Genomic DNA, 16,124 nt, shown 5'->3' with positions numbered 1-16,124 from the left:
GCCCCGGCGCATGTCTTGCTGTGTGCCGGAAACGCCCGCCCCGCGGACACCGACCAATCACCAGTTGCAAAAATATGTAGATCGGTCTAGTTTGAGTTGGTGGGCAAAAAGGGAGCCGAAACCCGGTGCAAGCTGATCAGGGCGACGAGGTCGCTGATCGAGTCGCAGGGATATTTCGGCGCCGGGCTCAATCAGATCGTGCAGGAGAGTGGGGCGCCGCGCGGGTCGCTGTACTTCCACTTCCCCGGCGGCAAGGACGAGTTGGTGGCAGCGGCCCTCGCCGAGAGCGGCACCGATATCGCGGCGATCATCCGGACGATCGAAGCGACGGACGCGCGGGATTTCGCGCGGAAAATGGTGAACCTGCTGGGCGATCAGCTGGAAGCGTCGGACTGGACTGTCGGATGTCCGGTTGCGGCCGTCGCGTTGGACACCGCGTCGACCAATGACACCGTGCAGCAAGCCTGTTCAGCGACCTACCAGCTCTGGGAAGAAGCGATCCGGGAGCGGCTGACCGGGTTCGGCCATCCCGAGCCGGAGCGAATCGCCACGGTCGCGCTCGCGCTGATCGAAGGCGGACTGGTGCTGGCTCGCACTTATCGCTCCCGCCAACCACTTCGGCACCTCGCCGACACCATCGACGTTCTGATCTGAACGACCTCCTTCACCCGAGCCCGGCTCATCACTTCAAAATATGTAAATCGGTCTACTGAAAGTAGGACACATGACTCACACTGACTCGGTTGTTTTCGGTGCCGCCGGCTTCATCGGCCGCTCACTGGTCGCCGAACTACTGCGAACCGGACATACCGTCACCGCCGCGTTGCGAACGGGCAGTCAGGATCGGCTTCGGAACTGGCTCGACGGACAGGATGTCGACACCGCAGGCTTGACCATCACCACCACCGATATCGGTGAACCGGATCTGGCGCTGAGCGACACCGTCGACGGGGTGCGCGATGTGTACAACGCGGCCGCGTTGATGAAGTTCGGGCTGGATGCGCAGGTGGCCCGACGAGTCAATCTCGACGGGGCGGTACATGTGCTGGAATGGGCTGCGCGACAACCGGATCTGCGACGAATCGTGCACATCACCGGCTATCGCGCGGCCGAGAACGGCGGAAAGCAGGACTACGGCAACGGTGCCTACGAGGCGTCGAAGGTCGAGGCCGACCTGCTGCTACGGCGCATCGCGGCCGACCGCGATATCCCGCTGACCATGGCAAACCCCTCCGGAGTTCTCGGACCCGGCCAATATTTCGGGCTCTCCGACATCATCGACAACCTCTGGCAGGGCCGATTGCCCGCACTGCCGGGCGCTGCCGACACCTTCGTGCCGGTCGTCGATCTCGACTACGTGGCCCGGTTCATCGTCGGGCTGCCCGCGCAACCCGATACGGTCGGTAGGTCTTATCCGCTGCTCGATGCCGCGACTCCCGAACTGCCCGAACTGATTCGGCTCGTCGCCGACCATCTGCACGTCGCCGCGCCACGCTTCACCCTGCCGACCGCGCTGGTCCGCCGACTGCCCCGCGCAGTGACCCGTGCCGATCCGGAAGCATTGGCTTTTCTCAGCAGCGACCGATACGACACCAGCGACAGCGACGTCATCGCGCGTCGTCTCGGCATCAGTCACCCACCCGTCGGTGAACTACTGCGAACCTACGCCGACGGGATCGTCGCGACCCGCAACGGCGCAAGCGAGCCCGCACCGAGATCCGGTTTCCGCGACGGCACCTGGGTGGTCGGCGAGCAGATCGCCCCGGAGTATGTGCTGCTGCACGGCATTCCGCTCGACAGCGATTCGTGGGCCGGCGTGGTACGGGAACTGGATGCTCCGATACTGGCGGCCGACCTCCCCGGGCTCGGGCGATCGGCGGCGACTTCGCAGTCGACCGGCGACTGGATCGCGGCACTGATGGCGCCGGTACGGACTCGACCGGTCGTCGTGGGCCATTCATTCGGCGCCTGGCCTGCCATCGAATTCGCGCTGCGCCATCCCGAACGGGTGTCACGGCTCGTGCTCATCGCACCCGCGTTCTTGCAGCGCCCCGCCTCCCGGCTGCTGGGTTCACACCTTGCCGCCGAGGTCGTGAAACGGATGTCCGGGGCGAAGTTGGCCGCGCAGCTGGGCATTCCGGAAGGACCGGCCGTAGCCTCCGCGGTGGCGAATCTGCGGCGACCCGGCGTTGCCCAGCGAACCTTCGCGGCCTTGCGGGCGGCCGGTGCCTCGCGAGACGAGCTTGCCGCGAAACTGGCCCGCGTCACGGTCCCCGTCGACATCATCGTCGGGGCGGACGATCCGCTGATCGAGCCGACCGATCGGTCTGTCACGACCATCGCCGGCACCGGACACTATCCGCAGCTGACCCATCCTGACCTGGTCGCACGCGTCGTGCGTGGCGATGAGTTCGCCGGGGCCACAACGACTTCGGACCGCTGATCGACGTTTCGAACGACTCCGCCCGAGGTCGACCGCCCAGGGCGGAGTCCAGCTGGCGCACTGCCCAGCCGCTGAACCCGCTTCGGCTCAGCCGGGTATTTCGATACGGAGTGCTGGATCGTCCAGGGTCGGCCGGCCGAGTTCGACGGTTTCCGCTCCTCGCCAGCGCTCGTGCCAGACGGGGACACCGCCGGGCAGGTCCAGCTCCCGCGGGGTGGTGAGGAGCGGCAGGTCGAGGCGGGCCGAGGTGACGGTGACGTTCGCGTTCGTCGGCGTGTGCGACCACACGTCGTCGACCGCGTTGGTGATGCGGACGCCGAGTCGGTGGCCGGTGGCCAGACGAGCGTCCTGCCACAGCAGCCGGATCTCGGATTCGGATCGGACGGGCGCGATGCCGCGGGTGATGACGGTGGCACGTCCGTCGGGGGCGATGTCGTAAAGCTCCAATGCCACAGTCGCTTCCGGTGGGCCCGACAGGGTCAGTGCGGCAGTGGCGCGGCCCGCCAGATGCACGGGCTCGGTGACCGGCGCCGAGATCGACCAGATTTCGCGGTCAGCGCCGGGCAACAGGCCGCGATCGTTGTAGGTACCGGTGCGCAGCGCCACCGACTGGCGCCGGGAATCCGCGGGAGGCCAGACAGGTTCACCGCGCCAGCCCCCGTCGAACTGACCGACGGTCACCGGTGGACCGGGTACCGCGATATCGGCGCCCGCGACGTGTTTGTCCAGGAACGCGTAGAGCTCCGAGGCGAATTGGGGTGCGCCGCACTTCTCGCGGCAGTCCGAGTGGCCCCATTGACCGAACCAGGCGCGGTGCTCGCCGGGACCCCTGGCTTCCCAGGCCTCGATGATGCGGTCGGCTCGGGTATTCGAGTCGAGGAAGCTCTGGCCGAGGAACATCGGGGTGGTGTTGCCGCGGACGGCCTCGACCATGTCGCGCTCGCGCCAACCCGGATTGGCGGCGTCGTGATCGGTGGTGAGGGCGAGATAGCGGGCGGCGCAGTCCTGCGTCATCTGCACCGCGTTGGCTTTGTACTCGTCGCCGTCATCGGGGTGACCAGGGGTCGACGCGATAGCCAGGTGTTCCGCGCCGGCCGTGTCGGCGGGACGAATGCCGTCTTCGGTCAGCGGTTTGCCACCGAACTTCCACGCGGTGCCCTGCATGTAGAGGTAGGAGTACGGATCGACCACCGGCTCGAACGCCGCCACCGCCGCCAGGCCCTTCGGCTTCGCGGCCAGCGCCATCATCCCGGTCCATCCCTCATAGGACGTCCCGACAACTCCGACTCGTCCCGTCGACCACGGCCTGCTCGCCGCCCACTCCACCGCCGCCGCCACATCCGACCGCTCCCCCGGGCCACCGAAATCCGGGCACCCGTTGGATCCGCCGAACCCACGAAGGTCGACGATCACATACGTGTATCCGGCCCGCAGCGCCCATTCGACCGGCAGGTTGTCGGTCGACGGCCCACCACCGGGCCGAGGCTGGGACAGATACGCCAGATGCGCCCGATACGGACTCGCCGTCAACAACACCGGGGTCGGCGCATCGGGCGCCACACCCGGCGGCCGAAGGACATCGGCGTGCAGCCGAGTCCCGTCGGGCGCGGTCAGGTACTCCTGCGTCCACGTGAACTCCACATTCAGCGGCTCGGCCGTCGCCGGCGCCGCCATCCCGAGCACCAACGCCACACCGGCCACTGCCCGCGCCACCACAACACCCAATCGCACCCCCGGACTATTGCCGGTCCCCGCACTCGCGTCCAGCCCCGAATATCCGGGGCGTGTTGAGATCATCGGCCCGCTCGACCACCCAACCCCGTGAGCGACACCAGATACCCCTCGCTTCCCCCGCCTGTACGCCCGCGACCTGGCCGAACGTATCGAGCGGCACTCGGCTCCGCGTCGAAACCGACATTCGCCCGGCGTTCTCGGGAAAATCGGCATGGCCTGCTTGTTCTCGGCGTACCTGGCCCGCTGACAGATGGCGGTGACTTCACCGATGCCCACCGGCACGGTCTGAAACCTCGACTTCTCCGGCTTGACGCACGAGTTAGGCTGACCGGTTCAAATCCATTGAAGGGATTGACTTTTGACGCAGGCGAGGACTCATCACTACCAGTTCGCACATCGGGTGTTGCCTGATCTGGCGCTGCGGATCGGGGGGCGCATGGTCACCGATGAACCGCCGAACGGTTTCACCGAACACCTGACCGGCCTGTGGCATTTCGTCGGCGAGAGACTGGACGACGGTGAACGACTGCCGAGTGATGGCCTTTCCGCCGACCGAATCGACAGTGCGGGGTTGCGGCTACTACTTGTTGTCCTGCCACCGCCTGTCGCACCCGCCGAAGCGTATTTCGTCGGGATCGCGCTGGCCGACGCCGCCGACTCGGTGCGGGTCTTCACCCTCGAACGGGCGGCGTTGCAAGTTCCCGGAGGCAGCACCGCCACGATGCTCGGATCATGGTCGGAGCGCGGGCATTTCAACCTGGGTCCCGGACCGCGGCCCGACCCTGACGCGTTCGTGGCCGCGATCAGATCACGTGAGGCACGCTGAGCTCCGGCCGGGCACGCTTGTCGAAATCACACCCGCCACCCGCGACTCCGCTCGCGACATGCGTCGACGCCGAGTGTGCGAGGGTGGAGGGCATGACGGTAGAACGGTTCGAGGTCCAGCGGCATGTCAACGCGTCACCCGCGGAAATCTTCGCGCTGCTGCGCTCCCCCGAAGGGCACGTGACCATCGACAGTTCGGGCATGCTCCAATCGGCGGAGGGAAAACCCGTCACCGGTGTCGGCGACGAGTTCATCGTGCACATGGATCGCGAGTCGCTCAACGACCTCCCGATGGGCAAATACGACGTGACCGTGATCATCACCGAATTCGAGCAGGACCGACTGCTCGAATGGACGATCTCGGGCACCATCCAGCCGCCGATCGAGCACCGGTACGGCTACCGCCTGGAAGCCGACGACACCGGCACCATCGTCACCTCGTACTACGACTGGAGCAAGATCGCACCCCGCTACCGCGAGGCGGCCATCTTCCCGATCATCCCCGAGTCGGCCCTGCGAGCCACCCTCGGCATCCTCGCCCGCACCATTCAGCGACGTCCGTGAGAACCTGACCTTCTCATCGACCGCTGTCTCACGACGCGATTCCGCTGTCCTCCGACTCACCGAAACAGCTCCCCGACAACCGGATCCGAGCCCAGATTGATGTGCCGATCTCACCGTTCATGATTCCCGACGGAGCACGCGCCTGCCCGGCAGGGTCCGCTGTTCAAGGCCGCTCACTGCGTGGTCGCGAACATCCGATTCTGTCGACCGCAGGAATTTGTGCCGGGCGAATCCATGTCTCCCGATCGAGTCCGCTCGAGCGGCCACCGAAACTCAGCCTGCGTTAGTGTGCTCGACGAACACGAAGGCGCCAGGGGTATCGATGGATTCAAAACGTACCGGCCACGAACGCGTACCGACGCCGTGGAAAGCAGTAGCGACAGTGGCGCTCGTGCTCGCAGCGGCGCTTGCGCTGACAGCTTGTGGCTACGGTCTCCCGCTGGTCTCCGAATTCAAAGATGGATGCAAGAAGCTGTCGAACAGGGACGTCATCCGCGTGTCGGGCGCGGGAGCGAAGGTTGACGGATTCAATTACAGTCCTCAGCCTTCCGTGGCTCCGGACCCGGGCACAGACAGGAATGTGCTGGCGGGAGGAGACATTTGCGCTCGGTACGTCAGCGGATGGAAGGACGGCGATCGCCGGGGCAACAGCATGGTGTACGCGAGAACTCAAACCGGAAGCGATGCGCCGGCGGTATTCCGACGTGAGCGGGAAACCGCTCTGAACCGCGACACCCAGGACGCGCAAACGCTGAGAACCTTCTTCCTGAGCGACACCCACCCGGCGACGAAGCGTTCTGCACTGTCACCAAGGACGCCGACTACCCCGCTCACGGCGTGCTGGTACGTTTCGGCGACAAGGTGGCATACGTCGATGTTCCCACTCTCGGCGACCTGACCGATGAGGAAAACTGCGATCGGGCCCGACGGCTTGCCGATGAATTCCGCTAGGTCACTGTCTGGTTGGCGCCTGAACCTCGGCTGGACGGCAACCGGCGCGCTGAGATGCCGCCTATCGCACGGTCACGAACGTCCGCACGTGTCGATGACAGCGTTGGCCTCAGTCGGTGTCGGTCACAGTGACTATGCCTGGTCACCCGATAGATGCCGTTTCAGAGCGCGTAGTCGGTGCGCATCAATCGGCGACCTGGGACGTGCACGGTAGGTGGGATCGAGTGGGATGAGTCTGACTTGGTGACCTTGATGGGTGTGGTGGACGACTTCGAAATCGGTGACGGTGCCGATGGTCGGCCACCGCTCCGGAGAGTCTGGGAGATGGCTTACATCCACGAATCCCCATGGTGGGGTGCCCAAGTCGACGAACAGTCCTCCAGCTCCTGGTCTGGGGATTTGGACGACTACGCCGGTCACGTGTTGACCGACCGGATAGATCTTGCGAGCGATTTCGAGGTTCAGTTCTGTCGGGTCATGGTCGGTCATCGTTCGAGCATTTCAACCAGTTCAGTGTCCAGCTGTCAACCATGTGTATTCGGCCGCGCGCTGCCGATGCCTGTATGAGCGATAGCTTTGACCGTGCTCACGGTGACGATGAACGACCGAACGACGAAACTACTCGGCCTTCGTGACGGCTTCGGTGGCCTGGATCCGGAAGAGGGCTTGTCGTCCGGCTTGCGGACATGGGTGGACCGCGGGATCGGGTGCCGCGGCGAGGTGGTGTGCTGGGCCCCGGTGCCCGCGCACGCTGATGACGCGCCGGGGCGCTCCTTCGATCTCATCGGGTGGGAGTGCTTTCACACTCTCTTCCACCTAGAAGATTTTGTGCCCGTAGACAGTACGTATGCCGAGGGGCCGATCATCGGTGTCGACGCGCAGCGAACCCTACTTCGACAAGGGATCGCCCTGGCCAGGGAGGTCGGGCGACTGGCGGGTGAACTGAGCACGCCGCTTCCGCTGCGATGCATCGTTGCGATCGACGAAACCAACGGCACGTTCAGGTTTCATCGGATCCGGCCGAATGAAAGCTGGCTCCTCGATGATCTCGACAGTTACGACCGAGGCTGTGTAGTGGTCATCGACTTCTTGGCCCGGCCCCTCGATCGGTTCCACAGCGCGCACATTGCGGCAGCGCAACGGGCGGCGCTTTTCGACCTTGTCGAGCTCATCGCACCCGACGTAGAGAAGGCTTGTGGCAGGTTGGAGAGAGTTCTCGAGAATGCGTCGTGGTCGGCGTTCGATCCAGAGGACACACTGATCGAGGTCTTGGCCGATGGCATCGACAGTGGCTTGGTCTACTTCGATCGCGTGGTAGCCGATCCCGACGCGATTCGCAGCCGCCTAGCACTGCTACCCACCTGTCCGAAAGGGTTGACCTGGGACCGGTACGACGACGATGTCACGGTCTGCAACACCGAAAGCGATCTCCAGACCTACCTCCGGTTGTTGGCCGACCACTGCCGAACGGTCGGCACCGCGTTGATCGGCGTCTTCACCGGCAAGAAAGGACTGGTGCTCGGTTTCCTACCTTTGCACAAGCTCGAGCGGTGTGTCGAGCTCGCGGCGATGGCCAAAGCTGAAATCGTCATCTACAGCACGGTTGAGCCGGACGACTGCCACCAAATCTCCCACGCTGATGTTGCCGACCGTGGGTTCGACGCCTCCTAGGCGAGTTGTCCGCCACAGCACGTTCACTTATGCCGATCTCGAGTTGTTCCTGTCGCGGAGACTGAGCATCATGAGGCCATGCTGCAGCCCGAGGAGGAACCACAGGTAGGCGTGGCAGAGATCGTTACCCCGCTCGGCACCGTCGTCTTCACGACCCGCCTCGGGCCGACGGTGGCTGGGGGCAGAACCTCTGCTCGGCAACTGCGTTCGGGAGCAACCGTTTACAGATGGAATCAGCAGAATGTGACAGTCGACCTCATTGTCGGCCGGATCCTCCACCGACGGCATCACGTTGATCGTGCAGTGACAGCCCTCTGGGCTGTCGTATGGCAGATTCATGCCACCGCGTCCACTCCCGAGCTCGAATTACGTGCTCAGATAACGGGGATGCCCGCCGACGCGGATGTCTCGCCGGACTGTGGTGAGCACCTCGCTGCGCTCACCGTCGACTCACCGGCCACCACACTGTCGATGGGCGGGCCAGACCTGGACTTGCTGTACGCCCATGCTCGAATCGGCCGACACCTTCCGCAGCGATGGGCGCAGCACTTGGCGCCTACCCGGGCACACAACCCCACACCGTGCTCGGTAGACATCAGCGATCCAGGGCAGCTGACCTGGCGCCTCCCCGGCCTCGAATCCGGTGAGACCCTCGGGGTCTGTGCAGCCGTAGCGTGGCGGCCGACAAGTGACGACGTCGACAACGTCGACACCTGGTTGCTGGTGGACTATCCGATCGACGACGCTCTCGAACTACTGCTGGCGCCCTAGCGCCCTCACTGTGCAGCGAAACTCTGATATCGCTGTCCAGACCTGATCGGCATCAGAGTAAGACGTTCTGTACGCCACTCATTCGTGGTGACTCAGCCGAAAATCGGAGGAAATACCCGGTTGGTTCTGCTTCAGTGGCCAGGTGATCAAGATGCAGGCCGTCGTCGAAGTACCGAACTTCGATTTCGAGCCGCCACAGCCATGGCCGGTCTCCTCGGCCGACCCATACTCATGGGTGCCGATCGATGGCGGATGCTCAGACCCTGAGATCGGACTGTTCGTGAGCGGGTTGACTTGTGGGCGCGAGATCGTGGGCCCCGGGGGCCGAGAAAATGTGGTGGCAAGCCTGCTGGCCGCCGATGCCCTCATCCAACCTGGCGGCCTGCGGTTGATCGACACAGACACGGGGGCATTCGTGGTACCGGGATGTTGTGCTGGGCTCGAAGATTGGCGTGGGTGGGCCGATGTGCTCACGGGAACGCTGCCGTGGCTGGGCCATGACCCGACCCCCGAAGTCGAGATCGGTGTCAACGAACTACGCGTGTGGCAGGACAGCGGGGCGAACCGCGATGCTGCGGCAAGTGTCGTGGTGGCGCGCTCCTCGTTGCCGGACCTGCTGAACGAGGTGCAGCGGGATCTCATCGGATTTCTGTCGCGTGTCCAGATATGGACTGAACGTAATGAGTTGGGCAGCAATGGAACCGAACTCGTCAAGGCCATCGACCGCAACTTCGACGTGACCGCCCCGCTGAGCTTTCCGGCAGCGATGTAGGACCGAGTGTCAAATTCGACCACCGTCCCGCGGCAAGTCTGTGCGTTACAGCGCCACTCGATAACGCTCGGGTAGCAGATGAATCACACGCAACATCTGAGAATTGTGGTTGCTGACCGCGCGAACCGACCCGGTCGCCGTTCGGGGCGACCAGGTCTGGTTCAGGATGCCGTCGGGTTACTACTGAGGCTGGAGGAGCCGGCGCTCAGCAGTTGCAGGATGTTCTGGAAGAAGTCGCACCCGCCCGGAGCGCCGACGGGGAACTCGACGCACCCAGCGACCGGAGCAGCCTGTTCGGTGGCGACCTGTCCGGTGGCAGCCTGAGCGGTAGCGAGCGGGGCCAACATCAGCGCACCGGCCAGTGAGGCCGTAGCGAGGGATCGCTTCATCGAAAATCCTTAACTGCTCTGAGCTTTCACAATTCAACTGCCTTCTAGCAGCGAAGGTCACACTATTGCGGCGCAGACTGAGCCACTAGCCCCCGGTTTCGTGGCCCACAGATCCAGGGGCAGAAAGTCCGTGACTGTCGGCGAGCGTGCGATCCAGCGCCTCCGCACCGGCCCCTACGAATTCGATGCACGTCAGAGGTTTGCTAAACGCTGACGTGTTGTTCTCAGACGCTACTGGGAAGGGGGTGCCGCCACTGCCGGACATGATCTGCCGTGCGAGGTCGAGCAGGAAGGCTTCCTGACCCTCACCTTCCGCAGTGTTCGTCACGACAATCCGGGAGCTGTCGGACGGTATCGACGGGCCCCCGCGATGTGGCTCCGCTCGCATTTCTGTGCTCGATCATGACACGGCCACCCGGACTTTCACATCCAGTGCTCCTGGGACAACCGCATTGTCACGCCGAATATCGTGTGGTGGGCATCCGTCCGGAGGCTCGGTATCGTGAGGTGAGCGCTCGCCCCGGGGTCCGGACAGGCGCGACCCGCAATCGTTCAGGAGCACCGACGCGCATGCGTAGCGATATCTTCCACGCGAACAATACGGCCCAGCAGGCGACCCAACTCGGCCTCACACTGCAGCACTCGAAGTGTGTGAAGGCGTGCGTCAACGGCGAGGTGTACGCCCGACAGGGCGCCATGATCGGCTACCGCGGGCAGTTCGCGTTCGAGGTCAAGAGCCAGGGGCTGGGCAACTTGGTCAAGCGGTTCGCCACGGGTGAGGGGGTGCCGTTGATGAGCTGCCGCGGGCAGGGGGAGGTCTGGTTCGCGCATCATTCCTCGGATTGCTTTCTGATCGACCTCGATCCCGGGGACTCGCTCTCGATCAACGGCAAACACATCCTCGTCTACGAGCCCTCCCTCAGCTACGACATCCAGATGGTTTCCGGCGCAGGCGCTTTCGTCGGCGGCGGCCTGTTCAACTGTGTGTTCCAGGGACAGGGCAGGCTGGCGATCACGAGCCATGGTCAGCCGATCGTCATTCCTGTCAGCCCTCAGCAACCGGTGTTCGCCGATTCCGATGCCCTGATCGGCTGGTCCTCGAGCTTGCAGACGTCCATTGTGCGCACCCAGAGTTTCGGATCGATTCTGCGCGGCGGCTCCGGCGAGATTGCGCAGGTGCGATTTCTCGGCACGGGGTTCGTCATACTCCAACCCTCGGAATTCAACTTCGGGCCGACGAGCTCGAAGTAGCCACACTGCGCCGCCGCTGCGGTCGAAACCGGAGGCTGAGCACCGGTCGAAGCAATCAGGTGTCGCCGGTAGGTAGAGGGCGCTCAGACCTGTGCCAGTGCCCGTCGGTTAGTCGTCGGGGGAAGCGCGGCGGTTTCGTTTGGTGACGCCGCGCCGCTTCTTGGCGGCGATGCGACGTTCCTTCGCTCCGCGCGAGGGCTTGGTGGCGCGGCGAACGGGGGGCGGGGCGGCAGCGGCGTCGCGGAGAAGCGAGGTCAGGCGTTCACGGGCGGCTGCGCGGTTCTGTAGCTGTGCGCGTTGCTCCGATGCGGCGATCGTGAGCACCCCGTTGACCAGGCGGGTGGCCAGGCGGTCGAGCATCCGGGTGCGCAGCCACTCCGGCACCGAGGGCGAGTTGGCAAGGTCGAACGACAGCTCTACCCGGCTGTCGGTGGTGTTGACGTGCTGCCCTCCCGGACCGGACGAGCGCGAGAATCGCTCGCGTAACTCGGACGCGGGTATCACCAGCAGCCGAGTCACGGTCAGGTCCTCTGCCATGATCCGATGCCGTTCTTTCTGATCCGCGAATCGACTTGGCCACGTCGGTCCAGTCGCGACTGAATGGTGGCCTTGTCACGATAGCGATGACCTTGTCGATGGGTAACGAGCAGGTCTTCCGCACACGCCGCCGAGCTACATTCTCCTCGGCACCGCGCAGCGAGCGCACTCGCAAGCCGAGGTGCGAAAGCTCGCCGCCGCTCAGCAGTCGCGAACCGAATCACGCCGGTCTCGCTGAACGCGGTGCTCGGGCTGCCGTCGATCCCCGGGAAGTCGGGTGCGGGTCGGGGGAACGGATCACGACAGAGTGGCGGGGTCGACTCGGTCGCCGTACTGGTCGCCGCGCGCTGGTAACCGAGGTCGTAACCACTGTCGGCAAGGGCGAACGTCCACGCGGCAAGATCGTCGTCGCCGTGTACCCGCCTGCACCATAAGCCTGGCGATATGGATAATCGAACGTATGTGCGAATCGATTCGGCTCTATCTGCGCAACGCGCGCTGGACGGAACCGGCTCCGCGGTTCTGCCCGAACGGGCATCGGCTCGGGGCGGGCAGGTCACTTGTCAGCGTGCTGCCGTGCGTGCGCATCGGCGGACATCACCGAACGCACACGTGCCTGGCGTGCAGCACGACGATCTACAGCCCGCCGATCCACAGCGAATGCGATCACTGACGGCCGAGCTGGAACAGGTCTCGATACGCAAGAATCCCCCTGGCTACGGCCAGGGGGATTCTTGCTCGATCACTGCGGACCTACTGCGTACTGAAGAGGCTTTTCAAGCCTTTCATGCAGGCCAGGATCACACGTCGTAGTAGAGCTCGAACTCGTACGGGTGGGGACGCAGGTTCACCGGGGCGATTTCGTTGTCGCGCTTGAGCTGGATCCAGGTCTCGATGAGGTCAGGCGTGAAGACGTTGCCCTCGGTGAGGTAGTCGTGATCCTGCTCGAGGCGATCGATGACCGCGGACAGGCTGGTGGGGGCCTGCGGGATGTTCTTGGCCTCCTCCGGCGGGAGCTCGTAGAGGTCCTTGTCGACGGGGGCCATCGGCTCGATCTTGTTCTTGATGCCGTCCAGGCCCGCCATCATCATGGCGGCGAAGGCCAGGTACGGGTTGCCCGAGGAGTCAGGCGCGCGGAACTCGATGCGCTTGGCCTTCGGGTTGTTGCCGGTGACCGGGATACGCACGGCGGCCGAGCGGTTGCGCTGCGAGTACACCAGGTTGATGGGGGCTTCGTAGCCCGGCACCAGACGGTGGTACGAGTTCACGGTCGGGTTGGTGAACGCCAGCAGCGACGGGGCGTGGTGCAGGATGCCGCCGATGTAGTGACGCGCCAGATCCGAGAGGCCACCGTAGCCGGCCTCGTCGTGGAACAGCGGCTTGCCGTCCTTCCACAGCGACTGGTGCACGTGCATGCCCGAGCCGTTGTCACCGAAGAGGGGCTTGGGCATGAAGGTGACCGACTTGCCGGCCTTCCACGCGGTGTTCTTCACGATGTACTTGAACAGCTGCAGGTCGTCCGCCGCCGAGAGCAGCGTGCCGAACTTGTAGTTGATCTCGGCCTGACCGGCGGTGCCGACCTCGTGGTGGCCGCGCTCGAGCTCGAAGCCCGCGTTCTGCAGGTTGGTCGAGATCTCGTCGCGCAGGTCGACGTAGTGGTCGTACGGGGCGACGGGGAAGTAACCGCCCTTGTTGCGGACCTTGTAGCCGAGGTTGCGGCTGCCGTCCGGGTTGAACTCCTTGCCGGTGTTCCACGAACCCGAGACGGACTCGATCTCGTAGAACGAGCCGTTCATCTCCGAGCCGTAGCGGATGCCGTCGAAGATGTAGAACTCGGCCTCGGCACCGAAGAACGCGGTGTCGGCGATACCGGTCGAACGCAGGTACTCCTCCGCCTTGCGCGCGATGTTGCGCGGGTCGCGGGAGTAGGCCTCACGGGTGAACGGGTCGTGCACGAAGAAGTTCAGGTTGAGCGTCTTCGCGTTGCGGAACGGGTCGATCCGGGCGGTGCTGAAGTCGGGGAGCAGGAGCATGTCCGACTCGTCGATCGACTGGAAGCCACGCACCGAGGAGCCGTCGAACGCCAGACCCTCTTCCGCCAGGTCGGCGGTGAATGCCTTGGCCGGGATCGAGAAGTGCTGCTGGACGCCGGGCAGGTCGGAGAAGCGGATATCGACGTACTCGATGTCCTCTTCCTTGATGTACTGGATGACCTCTTCGGCCGTGCTGAACGTCACTTGCTCTCCTTACGAATCGGTTCCCAGCCAGTCTCGGTGCTGGCCCTTTCGAACGACCTGCGTGCAGTCCTACGAAGGGGTTCGTCGTGACCTGACGCTAAGGACGCGGTGTTTCCCAACAGTCAAGGCTGTGTTTCGCCAGTGTTACGCGAGCCGGATGTCTGGTGATGTCCACCATCCGGGCGCGACCTTCAGGCTAATCCTGCCATCCGCGCGATCCCGCGCTGACGTGACCTCCGTTAATGCGGTCGTGGGCGACCGATCGCGCGCCACTATCCTGGGACCATGGCGCGTATTACCGGCACATGGCTCTCCGGATCCCCGGGCGAACCCGGCGACTCGGACATCTCCGGCTACCCCGGTGAGCTGTACGAATTGCCGCGCGAAGGTGCGGGCTCGCTCGCTCCCACCTGGCGCCGGGTGGTCGCGCTGTTCGTCGACTGGTTCATCGCGGTCGGGATCGCGGCGGTGATCACCCGCAGCTTCGTATCGTCGTCGGTGCCGCTGCTGGTGTGGTTCGTGGTGGGCGTGGCGGCGGTGACACTGTTCGGGTTCACCCCCGGCCAGTACTTCCTGCGACTGCGGGTGCTGCGCATCGACGCGGCGGTGCCGGTCGGGTTCGTGCGGGCGCTGGCCAGGCAGGTGCTGCTGGTGTTCGTCGTACCCGCGCTGTTCACCGACGCCGACGGGCGCGGCATGCACGACCGGGCCACCGGGACGTCGCTGGTCAACGCCCGCTGAGCTGTTCGGCGCGCTCGGGGCGACGCGCGACCATACGATCGGGCCGTGTCACTGAATCCGGTCATGCTTGCCGTGCGTTTCCTGCTCGAATTGATCGCCATCACCTCGTTCGGGGTGCTCGGCTGGCGCGCCTTCGACTCCCCCTGGCGATACCTGCTCGTCGTCGTGCTGCCGGTCGCGGCGGCGCTGCTGTGGGGGACGTTCGCGGTGCCCGATGATCCGAGTCGCGGCGGCGGCGCACCGGTACCGGTGTCGGGTCCGGTGCGACTGGGGGTCGAGCTCGCGGTGCTGTTCGGCGGGGCCGCGGCGCTGTGGGGCGCGGCCCTGCCTCGATGGGCACTGGTCTCGGCGGCCGCGCTGGTCGGCTACCACCTGCTGGCCTACGACCGGATCCTGTGGCTGCTGACCGGCCGCTCAGCCGACGCTTGATACGCCGCGAGCCCGCCACCTGACAAGGTGACGGGCTCGTGACGGGAGTAGGTCAGCGGCGACGGATCGCGCGCTGCATGCCTTTCATCTTCGCGCCGGGGGGCATCGGACCCTTCGGCATCGCGGGACCGCTGCGCGAGCTCAGAGCCGAGAGCCTGCCCTCGATCTGGTCGATCCGCTTGACGTCGATGTTGCGCGGCAGCTTGGTGAGGTATTTCTGCAGCTCCTTGAGGGGAGTCTGGCCTTCCTCGTTGCCGACGATCACTTCGTAGATGGGGGTGTCACCGACCAGCCGGGCGGTGCGCTTCTTCTCCTGCGCGATGAGCGATTTGACCCGCTGCGGGGAACCCTCGGCGACGAAGATCACCCCGGGCAGGCCGATGACGCGGTGCACCGCGTCGAGCTGGGTGGTCGCGGCGACGCCGTTGGCGACCCGCCACTTGCCCTGCAGGTTCTCCAGAACCCACGCCGCGGCGCCCGCCTGACCCTCGGCCTTGCGGTACACGTTCTTCTGCACACGGCGCCCGAACAGGATGAACGCCAGCAGCACACCCAGCAGCAGACCCAACGGCAGCAGGAACCACTGCATGTCGAAGATCAGGCCGATTCCGAAGAAGACGACCGTGGTGCCGACCAGTGCGCCGATCATCAGCGGCAGCAGCGCCTTGTCTTCCTTGCGCTGCATGTTGAACGCCTGCCACAACTGCTGACGTCGCTCGCGTGATGCCTGCTTACGGGCCGCTTTAGCCGCGGCCCTGGCTTCCTTCGACGGCTTGCCGCCCTTGCCTCCTGCCATGGTGTCAGCTTAG

General features: G+C 64.9%; 17 protein-coding genes. 11 read left to right on the top strand and 6 right to left on the bottom strand.

Annotated elements, in window-relative coordinates; all coding sequences use genetic code 11:
- Nucleotides 1-99: 99 nt before the first annotated feature.
- Both ACFWUR_RS15940 and ACFWUR_RS15935 read left to right on the top strand, forming a co-directional pair.
- The gene (locus ACFWUR_RS15940) at nucleotides 100-654 is read left to right on the top strand and encodes a TetR/AcrR family transcriptional regulator (protein WP_378907422.1); all 555 of its coding nucleotides are present in this window, start codon (nucleotides 100-102) and stop codon (nucleotides 652-654) included.
- Between the two features lie 70 nt (nucleotides 655-724).
- The gene (locus tag ACFWUR_RS15935; RefSeq protein WP_378907420.1) at nucleotides 725-2,443 is read left to right on the top strand and encodes an alpha/beta fold hydrolase; all 1,719 of its coding nucleotides are present in this window, start codon (nucleotides 725-727) and stop codon (nucleotides 2,441-2,443) included.
- A gap of 87 nt (nucleotides 2,444-2,530) precedes the next feature.
- On the opposite strand, the gene ACFWUR_RS15930 is transcribed toward ACFWUR_RS15935, so the two are convergent.
- Complete coding sequence (locus ACFWUR_RS15930; RefSeq protein ID WP_378907417.1) at nucleotides 2,531-4,174, bottom strand: CocE/NonD family hydrolase; 1,644 nt, start codon at nucleotides 4,172-4,174, stop codon at nucleotides 2,531-2,533.
- Nucleotides 4,175-4,535: 361 nt separating this feature from the next.
- Between ACFWUR_RS15930 and ACFWUR_RS15925 the strand changes: the two genes are divergently transcribed.
- From ACFWUR_RS15925 to ACFWUR_RS15915, 3 genes are all read left to right on the top strand, one after another.
- Nucleotides 4,536-5,003: a hypothetical protein gene (locus ACFWUR_RS15925; protein WP_378907414.1), complete on the top strand. Its 468-nt coding sequence runs from the start codon at nucleotides 4,536-4,538 to the stop codon at nucleotides 5,001-5,003.
- A 92-nt stretch (nucleotides 5,004-5,095) separates the two neighbouring features.
- Nucleotides 5,096-5,566 (top strand): SRPBCC family protein, encoded by a 471-nt coding sequence (locus ACFWUR_RS15920; protein WP_378907411.1) that lies wholly within the window; start codon nucleotides 5,096-5,098, stop codon nucleotides 5,564-5,566.
- Nucleotides 5,567-5,888: 322 nt separating this feature from the next.
- Nucleotides 5,889-6,464, top strand: coding sequence for a hypothetical protein (locus ACFWUR_RS15915; RefSeq protein WP_378907409.1), 576 nt, complete (start codon nucleotides 5,889-5,891; stop codon nucleotides 6,462-6,464).
- A 185-nt stretch (nucleotides 6,465-6,649) separates the two neighbouring features.
- On the opposite strand, the gene ACFWUR_RS15910 is transcribed toward ACFWUR_RS15915, so the two are convergent.
- Nucleotides 6,650-7,006 carry a S1 RNA-binding domain-containing protein gene (locus tag ACFWUR_RS15910; protein ID WP_378907407.1) on the bottom strand — a complete coding sequence of 119 codons (357 nt, stop codon included), beginning with the start codon at nucleotides 7,004-7,006 and terminating at the stop codon, nucleotides 6,650-6,652.
- Between the two features lie 87 nt (nucleotides 7,007-7,093).
- On the opposite strand from ACFWUR_RS15910, the gene ACFWUR_RS15905 reads away from it, so the two are divergent.
- The 3 genes from ACFWUR_RS15905 (at nucleotide 7,094) to ACFWUR_RS15895 (ending at nucleotide 9,731) form a co-directional block, all read left to right on the top strand.
- The gene (locus ACFWUR_RS15905; protein WP_378907404.1) at nucleotides 7,094-8,188 is read left to right on the top strand and encodes a hypothetical protein; all 1,095 of its coding nucleotides are present in this window, start codon (nucleotides 7,094-7,096) and stop codon (nucleotides 8,186-8,188) included.
- 387 nt (nucleotides 8,189-8,575) lie between these two features.
- Complete coding sequence (locus ACFWUR_RS15900) at nucleotides 8,576-8,959, top strand: hypothetical protein (protein ID WP_378907401.1); 384 nt, start codon at nucleotides 8,576-8,578, stop codon at nucleotides 8,957-8,959.
- Nucleotides 8,960-9,101: 142 nt separating this feature from the next.
- Nucleotides 9,102-9,731, top strand: coding sequence for a hypothetical protein (locus tag ACFWUR_RS15895; RefSeq protein WP_378907398.1), 630 nt, complete (start codon nucleotides 9,102-9,104; stop codon nucleotides 9,729-9,731).
- Nucleotides 9,732-9,892: 161 nt separating this feature from the next.
- Here the strand turns inward: ACFWUR_RS15895 and ACFWUR_RS15890 are convergent, their stop codons facing one another.
- Nucleotides 9,893-10,120, bottom strand: a complete 228-nt coding sequence (locus ACFWUR_RS15890) for a hypothetical protein (protein ID WP_378907396.1) — start codon at nucleotides 10,118-10,120, stop codon at nucleotides 9,893-9,895.
- A 651-nt stretch (nucleotides 10,121-10,771) separates the two neighbouring features.
- Between ACFWUR_RS15890 and ACFWUR_RS15885 the strand changes: the two genes are divergently transcribed.
- Nucleotides 10,772-11,371 carry an AIM24 family protein gene (locus ACFWUR_RS15885; RefSeq protein WP_378907393.1) on the top strand — a complete coding sequence of 200 codons (600 nt, stop codon included), beginning with the start codon at nucleotides 10,772-10,774 and terminating at the stop codon, nucleotides 11,369-11,371.
- Nucleotides 11,372-11,479: 108 nt separating this feature from the next.
- Here the strand turns inward: ACFWUR_RS15885 and arfB are convergent, their stop codons facing one another.
- Nucleotides 11,480-11,908: an alternative ribosome rescue aminoacyl-tRNA hydrolase ArfB gene (gene arfB, locus ACFWUR_RS15880; RefSeq protein WP_378907391.1), complete on the bottom strand. Its 429-nt coding sequence runs from the start codon at nucleotides 11,906-11,908 to the stop codon at nucleotides 11,480-11,482.
- An 800-nt stretch (nucleotides 11,909-12,708) separates the two neighbouring features.
- On the bottom strand, nucleotides 12,709-14,145 hold the full coding sequence (glnA, locus tag ACFWUR_RS15875) for a type I glutamate--ammonia ligase (RefSeq protein ID WP_378907388.1): 1,437 nt from the start codon (nucleotides 14,143-14,145) through the stop codon (nucleotides 12,709-12,711).
- Nucleotides 14,146-14,430: 285 nt separating this feature from the next.
- Here glnA and ACFWUR_RS15870 point away from each other — a divergent pair, with 285 nt between their 5' ends.
- Nucleotides 14,431-14,886, top strand: a complete 456-nt coding sequence (locus ACFWUR_RS15870; protein WP_378907385.1) for an RDD family protein — start codon at nucleotides 14,431-14,433, stop codon at nucleotides 14,884-14,886.
- Between the two features lie 45 nt (nucleotides 14,887-14,931).
- Nucleotides 14,932-15,315 (top strand): YrdB family protein, encoded by a 384-nt coding sequence (locus ACFWUR_RS15865; RefSeq protein ID WP_378907381.1) that lies wholly within the window; start codon nucleotides 14,932-14,934, stop codon nucleotides 15,313-15,315.
- Nucleotides 15,316-15,367: 52 nt separating this feature from the next.
- Here ACFWUR_RS15865 and ACFWUR_RS15860 read toward each other — a convergent pair whose 3' ends face one another.
- Entirely contained in the window at nucleotides 15,368-16,111 is a 744-nt protein-coding gene (locus ACFWUR_RS15860) for a DUF4191 domain-containing protein (RefSeq protein ID WP_378907378.1), read from the bottom strand.
- Between the last annotated feature and the right edge of the window lie 13 nt (nucleotides 16,112-16,124).

Origin of the sequence: Nocardia sp. NPDC058633 (genome assembly GCF_042717045.1) — a bacterium.
In the GTDB taxonomy this organism is placed as follows: Bacteria; Actinomycetota; Actinomycetes; order Mycobacteriales; family Mycobacteriaceae; genus Nocardia.
This window is presented reverse-complemented; position numbering and strand designations above follow the sequence as displayed.